The following is a 13517-nucleotide window of genomic DNA, read 5'->3' as shown; positions in this document are numbered from 1 at the left end:
TTGAATTCAATCACTCCTTGTTTTTTTTGTAGTAAGCTGTATGATCTCTATTTTAATTCTACGTACATATTATTACGAGTAGGTGTATGTAACTTAGAATTCGAAAACTCTTTAGGAGCATCAAACACGTTTAAAGAAGAGAAGCCTTTTGCGCCAGTTGTAATTAAAGAAATTGTTCTTTCAAGTAAGGGTTCGTTTCTATCTCCCAGTATTCCTAGGTTGCCAAAATTTTCCGGAAGTTCAACAGTAGGACTAAAGCCATCTTTACTGTTAGTGCCATCTTTGTTCACAATTTCTAGGACAATAGGTTGCATGGCCCAATTATGATTCGGATTGGCATCTTTCCTAGTATAGTTTGGAGAATCATATAGAGTTACAGAGCCTACGTATTTACCATGAGTTTTAGTACCTACTTGTTTTACATTTATATAAGGAGCTAATCCATTAATTAAAAGTTCTGAAGCTGAAGCTGAACTATTTGTAGTAATAAAATAGATATTTTCTAATCCAACACTATGAATGGTTTGGGTTACGATTCCATTATCGATTTTATCAGTAAAATTATTTGTAAAATTACTAGTATTAAGATGATCCATTATTTTTTTATTCCAACGTTGGCTGGCGAATATTTGATTGTTGAATTGGCCTGTAATCATACTGGCTAAATAAGTAGCTGTTCGAACGGAACCTCCTCCATTATAACGTAAATCAATAATTAAGTCGGTAATACCTTCATTTTTAAATGTAGCAAATTCATTATTTAATTCATCGTCAAAATCAGTCGTAAAAGAATTGTACATCAGGTATCCTATTTTTTTACCTCCTTCATTAAAAATAGTACTTTTGTGTATGGGATTTTCTGTGTATTGACTTTTATTTAAAGTAATAGTTGTACCATTGGTAATAGGACTTCCATTATTATAATTAGCCAAGGTTATTGTGTAAGAATTTTCTTTAGAAAATAATAAATTTCTATAGTTATTTTTAGTGATTTGCGTACCGTTAACTTCTGTAAATAGCATGCCCCTAGTGATGCCTTTATTTTCGGCGTCTGTACCTGTTACAACATATCTAACATAGCCAAATAATTTAGAGCTATCATTAATAAAGCTATTTAACCCAAATTCCATTCCCGTTGTTTCCGTTGTTCCTTGGAAAGCTTGTTCTAAGGCAATATAATCATCAACAATCCATGACCATTTGTCAGTAATTCCCCTTTCATATAGTAAGTTTTCAAATAAATTAGCAGGGTTTTCGTAACCTTGTAGGTAATTAAATAGTTGTTGATCTGAAGTAAAACGACGATCAGATAAGTCTTCGATTTCTTCTTGCCATAAATAGTAAGCATTCAATCCTTTCCAAACGAAACTTTGTATTTCAACATTTGCAGGAACAGCTTCTTTTTTATCACAAGAAAAAACAAAAAGTACTGTAAGTATAAATAAAGGCAGTTGTATTAATTTCATAGAGATGATAATTTCTTAAATAATTAACGCAATTTATGAAATTATAGTACATATAGTATATAATTTTCCTATTTAAGAAAAGTTTTATTAAACTTTTTCGAGATAAGTAAAAATTAAAAAAGTTTAAGTAAGACCGTTGTTTGAGAAAATAATTTTATCGAGTATTGTAACAAAATATATTCGGTGTCGTCGTAATGCTGTAGGTTGCTAAATATAGCCGTATCGTTTATTAGCAATTACAACAAACTAAACCAAACAAATGAAACAATCAGACTTTATAAAAGCTGTTTTACCATTTAAAAACAAAGTTTTTCGACTAGCCAAGCGGCTATTAGTTTCAACAGAAGAGGCAGAAGATGCAACTCAAGAGTTATATTTCAAGTTGTGGAAAAATAAAGAAAAGCTTAAAGGGTATAAAAATATAGAAGCTTTTGCAATGACAATGATCAAAAATTATTGTTTTGACAGGTTAAAATCGAAGCAAGCAAGTAATTTAACTTTGATACATAATAATTACAAAGAAAAAGAAACGAGCTTAGGTAAGAAAATAGAATACAAGGATAGTATCAATCAAGTACATAAATTGATAGATACATTGCCAGAAAAACAAAGAATTATTATTCAATTAAGAGATATAGAAGAATACGATTTTGAAGAAATAGGGAAAGTTGTAGGAATGAAGCCTACAGCCATAAGAGTAACATTGTCAAGAGCGAGAAAAACGATAAGAGAAGCATTAATTAAACAACATAACTATGGAGTTAGCTAACATAGAAAAGTTAATAGAGAAATACTTAAATGGAGAAACGACTTTGGAGGAAGAAACAGTGCTAAAAAACTATTTCTTATCAGAAGAGGTAGCACCCCATTTACAAGAATACAAAGTGCTATTTGAGTATTTTAAGGTAAGTAAAGAAGAATTTTGTGAAAAAGAGATTCAGTTGAAGCCAAACGAAAGCAAAAAAAAGAATTGGAAATGGTTGTCGATAGCAGCTTCTATAACCTTGCTTTTTAGTATATATATGGGCAATAATTATTACCAACAGAGAAAGATAGAAAAGCAATTTGGACAGGTAAAAGAAGCGCTTGAAATGTTATCGGTAAATTTAAAAAAGAGCGATGAAGCTATTGTAAGTTTATATACATATGAAAATACAGTAAACAAAATTTTTGAAACTAAGTAAATTAAATAAAATCAAGTAAACAATAAAATAATGAGAAAAATAATATTATTAATCGTATTTATAGGAATGTCAAGTGCTAATTTTGGACAATCTATTTTTGATAAATTGGAAGATATGGATGGAGTTTCTTCAGTAATTGTAAATAAAGATGCTTTTGAAATCTTATCTAAATTTAAAGTAGAGAATGATGGGAACGAAGCCGTAGAAATTTTTAATATGATTAAAAATTTGGAGGAATTAAAAGTATTTAAAACGAGTAAATCAAAGGTAGCTGCAGAAATGGAAAGTATGGTGAATGCTTCAATAAAGAAGTCTAAAATGATAGAACTTATGAGAGCCAAAGATGAAGGTTCGCGTGTTAAGATATATGTAGCTTCAGGTAAAAATAAGGATTATGTAAAGGAAGTACTGATGTACGCTAAAGGATTTAAAAAAAATAATGAAGGAAAAAAAAGTATGGATGCAGCAGTAATTTCTTTGACAGGATTAATTGATATTAACAAATTATCAGAAATTGCAGATACCATTGCTAAAGAAAAAAAATAAAAAATGTATTGAATAGAAAGCGTAGTTGATGGTATTTTAATTAGGCTTTTTAATTTTAAAAGAAATTAAAAAATGAAGAAAATAATAAAGCCAATAGTTTATTTATTAGTAGGAATTATTCTTATATCTTGTAAAAATGAATATTCTGTACAGGAATATTTGGTAGAAGCACAAAATAAAGAGGAGTTTATTACTTTTGATATTGCAGGAAGCATGCTACAGTTAAAAAATGGTGTTTCTGATGAAGCAAAAGAAGTGTTACAAACTGTAAAGAAAATAAATATAGCAGTTTTACCTATAGCAGATAATGAAGAAAATTACGATAAAGAAAAAAGCAAGTTAAAAAAGATAGAAAAAAATCCAGCTTATAAGCAATTAATAAGGGTGTCTGATAGTGGTTCAAAAATAAATATTTATTATACAGGAGAGGGTGATAGCGTTAATGAAGTTGTAGTTTTTGGTTATGGAAAGGAAATAGGAGTAGGAATTGCTCGTATCTTAGGAGATAAAATGAAGCCCTCGAAAATCGTAGAAGTAATGAAAGAATTGAAAGTTGACAAGGACAGTGAATTAATCAATGCTTTGAAAAAAGTTTTTGAAAAAAGAAACTAGCACTTTACCATTTTATAAAAAGAAATCTCCATAGTAGTGAAACACTACTATGGAGATTTCTTTTTAACTAGCTATTAACAAGGCAACCAAGTTATTTTATTATTTTTGATGTTTTAAGAAAATGATTATGAGGCTACAAAACATACTTTCAATAATTTTTACATGTACTATATTACTAGCTTTTGGGCAAAATAACACTTCTTATAAAGGAGAAAGGGAAAAGGTTAATGATTTGATTCATACAAAGTTAAAAGTGAGTTTTAACTTTAAAGATAAGGAGTTAAATGGAACGGCATGGATAACGTTAAAGCCTCATTTTTATAAAACACAAGAACTTATTTTAGATGCCAAAGCAATGGTAATTCATAAAATAATGCTGGATACTAGCATATTGAATTATGATTATGATGGTTCAAAACTAGTAATAAAGTTACCTAAGGAGTACAGTAGAGGGGAGGTCTATACTATTTTTATAAGTTATACAGCGCGTCCTGAAAAGGTAAAACAAAAAGGAAGTGTAGCGATTACAGAAGCAAAAGGACTTTATTTTATTGATGAAGATAAAAGTAAAGGGAAATCTCCTCAAGTTTGGACGCAAGGAGAAACGGAAGCAAGTAGTTGTTGGTTTCCAACGATTGATGCTCCGAATCAAAAAACCTCTCAAGAAATTTACATGACAGTTCCTAGTAAATACGTTACCTTATCTAATGGGAAGTTAGAAAAACAAACAGAAAATGCTGATGGAACACGTACTGATTATTGGAACTTTGAAAAAAAGCATGCTCCTTATCTATTTTTTATGGGCGTAGGAGATTATGAAATTGTAAAAGATAATTATAAAGATATTCCAGTTCATTATTATGTAGAAAAAGAATATGCTCCGTATGCAAAACAAATATTTGGATTGACTCCAGAAATGATAGGCTTCTTTTCTAAAATAACAGGCATACCGTATCCATGGAATAAATATCATCAAATTGTAGGGCGTAACTATGTAAGTGGTGCCATGGAAAATACAACTGCCGTAATTCATGGAGAGAGAGCTTATCAAAAACCAGGGCAGCTAATAGATTATAATCGCCAAGAAAATACAATTGCTCATGAAATATTTCATCATTGGTTTGGAGATTTAGTAACGGCTGAAAGTTGGAGTAACTTAACGGTAAATGAGAGTTTTGCTAATTATAGCGAGTATTTATGGAGAGAATATAAATATGGAAAAGATGATGCTGATGCACATTTGTTAGAAGCTGTAGAAGGATACAAAAGTGGGCAAAATTATGATAAACATTTGGTTCGCTTTACATATTCAAATAGAGAAGATATGTTTGATGCCGTCAGTTATAATAAAGGAGGGGCTATTTTACATATGTTGAGAAATTATTTAGGAGATGAAGCTTTTTATGCAGGTTTGAATCGATATTTAGAAGATAACAAGTATAGTACAGGAGAAGCACATCAATTACGTTTGGCTTTTGAAAAGGTAACGGGAAAAGATTTGAATTGGTTTTTTAACCAATGGTATTTTAATAGTGGACATCCTAATATAACGGTTTCGTATGATTATAATATTCTCGAAAAAACGGTATCTGTTAATGTTGTTCAAACTCAATTGAAAGAGTTTAAATTTCCATTGGCAATAGATATTTTTGAAAAAGGAAAAAAGAAGCGTCATCATGTTTTTGTAGAAGGAAAAGATGCTTCGTTTAAATTTTCTTATGAGAAACAACCTGATTTAATCCAAATAAATGCTGATGGAGTTTTGTTGTGTGATATTAATGAAAATAAAGTATTAAGCGATTATATTTATCAATTAAAGCACGCTGAAAACTATGCACATCGTAAAGAAGCTTTATTGGAAGTAGCAAAAAAGCAAGAGGATAAAAAGGCTTTTAATGCAATTGCAGGGGCTATAAATGACCCTTATTATAAAATAAGAATACTGGCATTAGAAAATATAAACTTAGGTAATAAATATGCTAAGAAAAACGTAATTGAAGAAATTATTAAAGTAGCGGAAACTGATACAAAAACACTGGTACAAGCTGCCGCTATTGAAACGTTAGGGAAGTTGATAGATCCTGCGTTAAAACGAGTTTTTATGAAAGGATTGCAGAGCAGTTCCTATTCCGTTTTAGGAAAATCGTTGGTAGCAATGTATTATATAGACAAATCAATGGTAATTAAAAAATCTAAAGAGTTACCTAATGAAGTTCGTGAGTTAATAGCAATACCTTTAACTCGCATTTATATAGAAGAGCAAGATGATAAAGAACTTGTTTTTATTGCTAAAAATATTATGTCAGGAATGTTTTTAGGAAATGATAAAGTTACTCAGTCTTTGTACAAAAGAGCTTATGAAAAAATAGGGAAAAGTAATAATACAAAAGCAATACTAAATTTAGTAAATGATATTGTTGCAAAAGGAAAGCAGTATAAGCAATATGATTTTGATAAAGTTGGAGTTAATTTATTAAGACAGATGATCGTATTTCAAAAGGATAGAAATACTGCAAATAAAGAAAAAAATATAGCAGTTATAAAAAATGCAATGGCCAGATTATTAGAATAATTTAAAGAAGAAATAAATAGTTGAAAAACGAACTGGTGTGGCACAATAATTGTCTTTTTCAGCGAAACTAAATTTTATGAATAAAATACTACTATTTTTACTTTCGGCAGGTGTAATAATGTCATGTAATAGTGTAAAGACTACTCAGAAAGCAATTAACTCTGGTGATTATGAAAAAGCAATTTCCTTATCACTAAAAAAATTAGAGAAAAATAAGAAAAAGGAAAAAAATCAGCCATATGTGGCAATGTTGAAAGAAGCTTTTCAAAAGGCAGTAACAAGAGACAAAAGTAGAATCGAATTTTTAAAAAAAGAAGCAAATCCATCAGATTTTAGAAAGACATACGAATTGTATTTAAAGTTAAATAATAGGCAAGAAAGAATAAAGCCTCTATTACCTTTATTTAATTATAAAACAGGGAAAGAGGTCAATTTTAATTTTGTTAATTACGATCAATCTATTTTAGAAACAAAGGAAGAATTATCGGAATATTTATATAATAAGGGAGCAAGTTTATTGAAAGAAGGTAGTGATGATAAGTTTATATACAGAGAGGTATTTAAAGACTTGGAATATATAAGTAAAATTAACCCTAATTATAAGGATATAAAAAATATGATGAAAGAGATACATGTTAAAGGAACAGATTATGTATATGTGTCGATTAATAATGAAACCCAACAAATCATACCAAGTCGATTAGAAGAAGATTTATTGGCAATGGATACTTATGGATTGAATAATTTTTGGACGGTATATCATACCAATAGGAGCAAGTATATAGATTACGATTTTGATTTGGAATTAAACCTAGTAAAAATTAATATTTCACCAGAACAAGTACATGAAAAAGAAATTATTAGAGAGAAGCAGATCAAAGATGGCTATGAATATTTGCTTGATAGCAAAGGGAATTATGTAAAAGATAGTTTAGGATATAATATTAAGGTAGACAAACTTTTAAATGTAAGATGTGAGTTGTATAGGTTTACGCAATTTAAAAGTTGTATGGTTCAAGGAGTAGTAAACTATATAAATAACTATAGTAATAAATTGATAAGAAGTTTTCCCATTCAAAGTGAATTTGTTTTTGAACATTCCTATGCAAATTATACAGGAGACAAAAGAGCTTTAGAAACTTCCTTTTTAAACTTAATAAATTTAGATGCTATTCGTTTTCCAACAAACGAGCAAATGGTTTATGATACAGGAAAGGATCTAAAGGAAAAATTAAAATACATTATTCGACGAAATAAATTTAGAAACTAGGCTAGGTAATGAACTCAGAAAACCTAAGTCTCAGTAAGTATTTGTTTTAAATGGATTTATTCTCTCAGTTTAGCGAAGTACCTCAAAACTTACTACCAGAGGGTGGAGTAGTTTATTATTATGGAGTTATATTATCAAAGCAAGAAGCAGATAATTTTTATAAGGTTTTGTTGGATACTATACGATGGGAAAATGACGAAGCAATCGTTCAAGGGAAACATATTACAACAAAGCGAAAAGTAGCTTGGTATGGAGTGGAGCCTTTTACGTATCATTATTCTAATATAACCAAGAAGGCATTGCCTTTTACAAGCCCGTTGCTAGTGTTGAAAGAACGTATTGAAGCTAAGACAAAAGAAACGTATAATTCGTGTTTATTAAATTTGTATCACACAGGCTTAGAAGGAATGGGATGGCATTCGGATGGAGAAAAAGAATTAAAGAAGAATGGGGCAATAGCTTCTCTTACTTTAGGAGCCGTTCGTAAATTTGGTTTTAAGCATAAAAAAACAAAGAAAACGAAATATGTTATTTTAGAACATGGAGCGCTACTTCTTATGAAAGGAGAAACTCAAGATAATTGGTTACATCGTTTACCACCTACGAAAAAGGTGCATACACCAAGAATCAATTTAACATTTAGAACCATAAAAAAATAAGCTCCTAATTAATTAGGAACTTATTTTTGGGTATTTATTTTATTTTTTGAAAAAAAGTAAAATTATACTCTGGTAGTAAGTTCGGGTGAGCAATTTTGATAATGTCTTTTAGTACTAAATCAGGGCGTGTAGGTCCTAGCTCAAAGTAAAGAATTCCTCCAGAAGCTCCTTTCTTTAGATTGGAAGTATAAATATTATTTGTTTTAAAAGCATTAAATTCTCCATAATGTTGATTACTAGCGAGTAGCTGTTTTGTAGAAGAAAAATAGCCAGGAGAAATCCAATAATCAGCATTTTTACCTTTGTCTAATATTGTTTCAAAGCTTAAAGATAAGCTTCCTTTCCCTTTAGTGTCTGACCATAGATAATTTGTATTAGCATCTTTTAAGTATTGAGCAACAAAACTATTTCCAGCAGGTAAATTCCAAATATCTTTATTCATAATAGCTCCTGATAAAATAGATGGTTTGCGTACAGCATTTTTAGCAATGCTTTTGGCTTTAGTATAATTTTTTTCTATAACATTAAAAATACTGTCAGCTCTTTTCTGTTCATCGAATAAAACTCCGAAAAACTTGATCCACTCGGCTCTTCCTAAAGGAGTTTCTTCCAGCCAGTCTCCGTTCATAATAGTTTTGATACCTGATTTTTCAATTGTTGTATATGCTTTATTTATTGAGTTAACAGAAAAACCAACAACTAAGTCAGGGTGTAAATCTATTAGTATTTCGGTGTTTAAAGAATGCTCCTTGCCAATATCTTTAATAGCCCCTCTAGCTATTAGTTCCCTTGTTTTTTCTGATGAGATATATTTAGTATGTGGAAAGCCAACTATAGTGGTTTCCTTTTGAAGGAGCTCTAACATAGGAATGTGGGTGGTACTAGTAACTACAACCTTATTGATAGGCACTTTAATAGCATTTTTAGCAGTATTAGGCGAAGTACTCTTATGAATAGTGTATGCAAATTCTCGTTTAGCATTTCTGTAAGGGCTTTTTATCAGTAAGGTTTTAGTAGCTCCATCATCAATAATATCGAAACCTTTTGCATACTTGATAGTTGATAAAGAGTTGTACTCTTTAATTTCAGTTTTTGCAGCTTTTTTGCAAGAAAATAATAATAAAAAATGAAGTAAAATAAGGGAATAATATTGTTGTTTCATGAAAATATTTTTAGACAAGATTACAAAACTATTCTGTAATAACAATTTTTAAATTACATTTGCTTCGATTTTGGTTTTAATATTCAGAATATTAAATTAAAAGGGAATTCGGTTAAAGTCCGAAACTGTTCCCGCAACTGTGAGCTAAAAAAGGTTATAACTGTAACTTTTACCACTGTTTATTTATAAATGGGAAGGTTGGTTATAAAACGCAAGTCAGGAGACCTGCCATTATCAAAAAATAAAAAACTTTCGGGATAAAAGTTGACGTATTTATGAGGGGACATATATTTTATATAGTATTTTTTATCATTGCATTTAATTCTTTTGCTCAAAATGATTCTATATCAAATATTTTGAAAGAAGTCGTAGTTCGAGGAAAAAAGGTAACTAACGGAGGTGTTACGGTAGGACAAAAGAGTTTGAGAATAGGCATCAAACAATTGAAGAAGAATCCTTCAAATTTTACGAGCTTATTAAGATATAATAGTCCAATAGCTTTAAAAGATTATGGAAATGGGGGGGTGAGTACAGCACGTTTTAGAGGTACATCTGGCTCAAATACTGTAGTTTTATGGAATGGAATTCAAATAAATAGTTTAGGAAACGGTCAAGTAGATTTTAATTCCTTGCCTGTAAGTGTTTCCGATGAGGTGATTGTAAACAGTGGGGGCGGAAGTGCTAAGTATGGCTCAGGAGTTATAGGAGGAGCTATTCATTTGAACGATAACTTAAATTTTAAAGAACATAAAAACTTCCAGTTATTTTCTTCGTACGGTAGTTTTAACACAACATCAAATTTTTTTAAAACGAATATAGGAGTAGGTAATGTAGCGATAAAACTATCTTCTACAATTAATTATTCTAAGAACGATTATGAATATATTGATACGAGATACAAAAATTCAAACGAACATCTTAAAAATGAAAATGGAGCTTATAAAAATTATGGTATTAATTTTGGTATAGGGTATCAGTTTTCAAAAAAAAACCAGCTTTTCTTTTATACCACAGGATATTATGGAGATCGTTTACTCTCTAGCGGCTTGCCTAACCCAGCTTCTGGTAGTGAGAGAAATGAAGATTTTAATCAAAGAAATTTAGTAAAATGGAGATATTCCTTTTCAAAATTTACACAGTTGGTAAATGTATCTTATCTAACGCAAGAGTACCGGTACTACACAAACAAAGATACGAAAAGATTTAATTTCGGAAGTTCAGAGCAGTATGGTATAAATTATAGCTTAAATTATAAATTTTCAAATCTCCTTAATGTCAAATATGCCATGATTTATGATTGGGTTAAGGGTAAAACGAATAAAATATTACCGAAATACAGAAAAGTATTTTCTTTTTTAGGAGAAATAATATATAAACCAACGAACACATTAACTACAGCTTTCAATTTAAGAAAAGAGTTGAATTCTGATTTTTCAGTACCGCTGTCACTTTCATTAGGAGCTACCCAGCAAATGACGGATGGAATTTCGTTAAAAGGAAATGTGTCAACCAATTACAGAGGTCCTACATTCAATGAATTATATTGGCCGATCATAGGGAATTTAAATTTACTTCCTGAAAAGGCAATTCAAGGAGAAATAGGAATTGATTTTAAAAATGAGAATATAAAAATTTCGGCAACGGCATTTTATATCAATACTAAAGATAAGATACTGTGGCTGCCTACAGGAGGAACTAATTTATGGAAACCTTCAAATGTAGCTGATGTGATTAATAAGGGAATGGAAGCGTTTTTTGATTGGCAATTAAAACTCAATAAGCATCATATAAAACTTTCGTCAAATTATTTGTTTACAATTGCTAAAGATAAAGGTAGCAATACAATATTACCATATGTACCGAAGCATTTATTGAATTTTAATATAGATTATAGGTATAAATGGTTAGGAATGTATGTCCAAAGCCTGTATGAAAGCAAAGTATATACTAACGGAATTAATTTAGATTTTTATTCATTGAATGAGCTAAGTGTTAGTAATATAGGATTTAATGCTAGGGTTTTTAATAAAAAAGCGAATAAAGTATCGATAGGGGTAAAAATCAATAATATCTTTAACGAAGCTTATTATTTCTCAAATTTACGTCCAATGCCAGGTAGGAATTTTAATATAAACATAAACCATAAATTTTAAATACAAATGAAAATTACAAAGCTAATTTTAAAACTATTCATAATAAGCTTAGTTTTTACATCATGTTCTAGTGATAATAATGATTTACCTCAGTCTTTAGGAAGCTACGACAATGGTATTATTGTTAGTGCGGAAGGAAACTTTGGAAATAAAGATGGATCAATATCTTATATAGATGAAGATTTAAATAGTTTGGCAAGAACTTTTATTTATACAGGAGTTAACAATAGTCAATTAGGAGGTTTGATACAATCTATTACATTTAGTGATACAGATGCATATATCATATTAAATGATGCAAATACGATTGTTGTTGTAGATCGATATACTTTTAAAAAGAAATCTGAAATTAAAACAGGTTTAAAGAACCCAAGATATATGGCAATTAGTAATGGAAAAGGTTATATAACAAACTGGGGAGATGGAGCTACTACTACAGATGACTATGTTGCAGTATTAAACTTATCAACGAATACTTTAGAAACTGGAACTATTTCTTTAGACAACGGTGTAGAGCGCATTTTAGCTAAAGAGAATAAGTTATATGTTTCTCATTTAGGAGCTTATTCGTCTAATAATATTATTTCTATAATAGATTTGGCGGCAAATAATGCAGTTACAAAAGTTACAGTAAAAGATAATCCGGATGAAATATTTTTTGACAACCAAGGAAATTTAGTAGTACTTTCTGAAGGGAAACCATTAACCTATAATGCTGATTATACTAGTGTATTAACCTCTACATCTTCTGCTATATCTTTTATAAATTTAGCTACTGCTGAGGTTGTAAAGGAGTTGCAGTTTTCTGAGAATAAGAGAAGTACGAAAATGTATATTGCAAATGGTAAGATATATTATTATTCGCCATCAGAAGAAAAAGTATATCAGATAGAAGAAAACGCAACAGAATTAGCTAAAGAAGGTGTTGAAGTTGGAAAAATTTACGGAATGGCTGTTAAGAATAACGATTTATATACAGTAGAGTATGCTTTTAAATCTTTGAGTAAATTATCCGTAATAGATTTAATAACAAAAGAAGAAAAATACGGAACAGCGGTAGGTTTAGGAGCATCTAAAATATATTTTAATTAAGCTTCTCTATTAAAGGTTTTTAAAGATAGTATGATATGATTTTAAATAAAATACTTACTAAAAGTTAAGAGATGTTAAGTATTTTAAATTAAAACCGTAAAAATTGATAGATTTTTGATAATTCTCAAAATTTAAAATAATAGAATTATTATATTTGCTGCCGCCAAATATTTAAGAAGAAGAATGCTAATAGATTATAAGAATTATAGTTTATAATAGTAGTTATGAAATAGGGATTCGTTTTGAATTTTATAAGAACCTTCCCCTGAAGAATCTATAAACGTTGGTTTGTAGTCGAAAAGCCCCTTTTTGGGGCTTTTTTATGTTAGAAATTTCGATTTTAAGCGATGGTTAGGAACCATGCAACTTTCTCTTTTGCCAAACCATTTGTATCTTCTCTTGGCAATAAAGTCATAGACCATATTTCGTATAAATTCAGGGAATATCCAAAAGAGCAAGGTAACTTTCCACCAACCTCCAAATTCGTTCATGATTTTTAAGATAGCAGTAGATTTTATATCATAAGAAATAGCCGGTTCATATAAAATAATAGAGTCAATTTCAATAGTATTTATTCCTATTTTATGAATGATAAACTTACCTGTATCAGATTGTAGTGAGGCAAAAACAAAAGCATCCGCTTTATCATATTGAATCACCTTAATAACAGCATTGTTACATAAGTTACAAATTCCATCAAATAAAATAATCTTCTTATTAAGGGGTAGTTTCATTATGAATAATATAAAATAGTTTTACAGCAAATTTATGTAACAAAATAGTATAAGCAACGTCTTATGA

12 protein-coding genes and 1 riboswitch are annotated in these 13517 nt (G+C 29.7%); of the genes, 9 read left to right on the top strand and 3 right to left on the bottom strand.

The features are described from left to right. Positions 1–47: 47 nt before the first annotated feature. Positions 48–1466: a S41 family peptidase gene (locus tag MARIT_RS08315; protein ID WP_024740554.1), complete on the bottom strand. Its 1419-nt coding sequence runs from the start codon at positions 1464–1466 to the stop codon at positions 48–50. Between the two features lie 259 nt (positions 1467–1725). Between MARIT_RS08315 and MARIT_RS08310 the strand changes: the two genes are divergently transcribed. The 7 genes from MARIT_RS08310 to MARIT_RS08280 all read left to right on the top strand — a co-directional run bounded on the left by MARIT_RS08310 (position 1726) and on the right by MARIT_RS08280 (position 8309). Beyond that, positions 1726–2235, top strand: a complete 510-nt coding sequence (locus MARIT_RS08310) for an RNA polymerase sigma factor (protein WP_024740553.1) — start codon at positions 1726–1728, stop codon at positions 2233–2235. Next, entirely contained in the window at positions 2222–2650 is a 429-nt protein-coding gene (locus MARIT_RS08305; protein ID WP_100211269.1) for a hypothetical protein, read from the top strand. The genes MARIT_RS08310 and MARIT_RS08305 overlap by 14 nt, the downstream gene beginning before the upstream one ends. A 30-nt stretch (positions 2651–2680) precedes the next feature. Then, positions 2681–3196 (top strand): DUF4252 domain-containing protein, encoded by a 516-nt coding sequence (locus MARIT_RS08300; RefSeq protein ID WP_024740551.1) that lies wholly within the window; start codon positions 2681–2683, stop codon positions 3194–3196. 72 nt (positions 3197–3268) lie between these two features. Beyond that, a complete protein-coding gene (locus MARIT_RS08295; RefSeq protein WP_024740550.1) occupies positions 3269–3808 on the top strand; it encodes a DUF4252 domain-containing protein in 540 nt (179 codons plus the stop codon). Between the two features lie 127 nt (positions 3809–3935). Beyond that, the gene (locus MARIT_RS08290) at positions 3936–6380 is read left to right on the top strand and encodes a M1 family metallopeptidase (RefSeq protein ID WP_100211268.1); all 2445 of its coding nucleotides are present in this window, start codon (positions 3936–3938) and stop codon (positions 6378–6380) included. Between the two features lie 76 nt (positions 6381–6456). Continuing rightward, positions 6457–7650, top strand: a complete 1194-nt coding sequence (locus tag MARIT_RS08285) for a hypothetical protein (RefSeq protein WP_024740548.1) — start codon at positions 6457–6459, stop codon at positions 7648–7650. A gap of 50 nt (positions 7651–7700) precedes the next feature. Then, positions 7701–8309 carry an alpha-ketoglutarate-dependent dioxygenase AlkB family protein gene (locus MARIT_RS08280; protein ID WP_024740547.1) on the top strand — a complete coding sequence of 203 codons (609 nt, stop codon included), beginning with the start codon at positions 7701–7703 and terminating at the stop codon, positions 8307–8309. A gap of 34 nt (positions 8310–8343) precedes the next feature. On the opposite strand, the gene MARIT_RS08275 is transcribed toward MARIT_RS08280, so the two are convergent. Beyond that, positions 8344–9471 (bottom strand): ABC transporter substrate-binding protein, encoded by a 1128-nt coding sequence (locus MARIT_RS08275; protein ID WP_024740546.1) that lies wholly within the window; start codon positions 9469–9471, stop codon positions 8344–8346. A 54-nt stretch (positions 9472–9525) separates the two neighbouring features. Continuing rightward, positions 9526–9718, top strand: a riboswitch (cobalamin riboswitch). A gap of 28 nt (positions 9719–9746) precedes the next feature. On the opposite strand from MARIT_RS08275, the gene MARIT_RS08270 reads away from it, so the two are divergent. After that, positions 9747–11624, top strand: a complete 1878-nt coding sequence (locus tag MARIT_RS08270; protein WP_100211267.1) for a TonB-dependent receptor plug domain-containing protein — start codon at positions 9747–9749, stop codon at positions 11622–11624. A 6-nt stretch (positions 11625–11630) separates the two neighbouring features. Beyond that, the gene (locus tag MARIT_RS08265; protein WP_100211266.1) at positions 11631–12716 is read left to right on the top strand and encodes a YncE family protein; all 1086 of its coding nucleotides are present in this window, start codon (positions 11631–11633) and stop codon (positions 12714–12716) included. Positions 12717–13036: 320 nt separating this feature from the next. On the opposite strand, the gene MARIT_RS08260 is transcribed toward MARIT_RS08265, so the two are convergent. Beyond that, on the bottom strand, positions 13037–13450 hold the full coding sequence (locus MARIT_RS08260) for a thiol-disulfide oxidoreductase DCC family protein (RefSeq protein WP_317042249.1): 414 nt from the start codon (positions 13448–13450) through the stop codon (positions 13037–13039). Positions 13451–13517: the final 67 nt, after the last annotated feature.

This window comes from Tenacibaculum maritimum NCIMB 2154 (genome assembly GCF_900119795.1).
GTDB lineage: Bacteria > Bacteroidota > Bacteroidia > Flavobacteriales > Flavobacteriaceae > Polaribacter > Polaribacter maritimus.
The sequence above is the reverse complement of the archived record's forward strand: the minus strand, read 5'-3'. Positions and strand labels throughout refer to the sequence as shown.

Excerpts from the sequence above, each read along its gene's own strand:
- MARIT_RS08315 (WP_024740554.1), bottom strand. The coding sequence starts at position 1,466 with ATGAAATTAATACAACTGCCTTTATTTATACTTACAGTACTTTTTGTT.
- MARIT_RS08310 (WP_024740553.1), top strand. The coding sequence starts at position 1,726 with ATGAAACAATCAGACTTTATAAAAGCTGTTTTACCATTTAAAAACAAA.
- MARIT_RS08305 (WP_100211269.1), top strand. The coding sequence starts at position 2,222 with ATGGAGTTAGCTAACATAGAAAAGTTAATAGAGAAATACTTAAATGGA.
- MARIT_RS08300 (WP_024740551.1), top strand. The coding sequence starts at position 2,681 with ATGAGAAAAATAATATTATTAATCGTATTTATAGGAATGTCAAGTGCT.
- MARIT_RS08295 (WP_024740550.1), top strand. The coding sequence starts at position 3,269 with ATGAAGAAAATAATAAAGCCAATAGTTTATTTATTAGTAGGAATTATT.
- MARIT_RS08290 (WP_100211268.1), top strand. The coding sequence starts at position 3,936 with ATGAGGCTACAAAACATACTTTCAATAATTTTTACATGTACTATATTA.
- MARIT_RS08285 (WP_024740548.1), top strand. The coding sequence starts at position 6,457 with ATGAATAAAATACTACTATTTTTACTTTCGGCAGGTGTAATAATGTCA.
- MARIT_RS08280 (WP_024740547.1), top strand. The coding sequence starts at position 7,701 with ATGGATTTATTCTCTCAGTTTAGCGAAGTACCTCAAAACTTACTACCA.
- MARIT_RS08275 (WP_024740546.1), bottom strand. The coding sequence starts at position 9,471 with ATGAAACAACAATATTATTCCCTTATTTTACTTCATTTTTTATTATTA.
- MARIT_RS08270 (WP_100211267.1), top strand. The coding sequence starts at position 9,747 with ATGAGGGGACATATATTTTATATAGTATTTTTTATCATTGCATTTAAT.
- MARIT_RS08265 (WP_100211266.1), top strand. The coding sequence starts at position 11,631 with ATGAAAATTACAAAGCTAATTTTAAAACTATTCATAATAAGCTTAGTT.
- MARIT_RS08260 (WP_317042249.1), bottom strand. The coding sequence starts at position 13,450 with ATGAAACTACCCCTTAATAAGAAGATTATTTTATTTGATGGAATTTGT.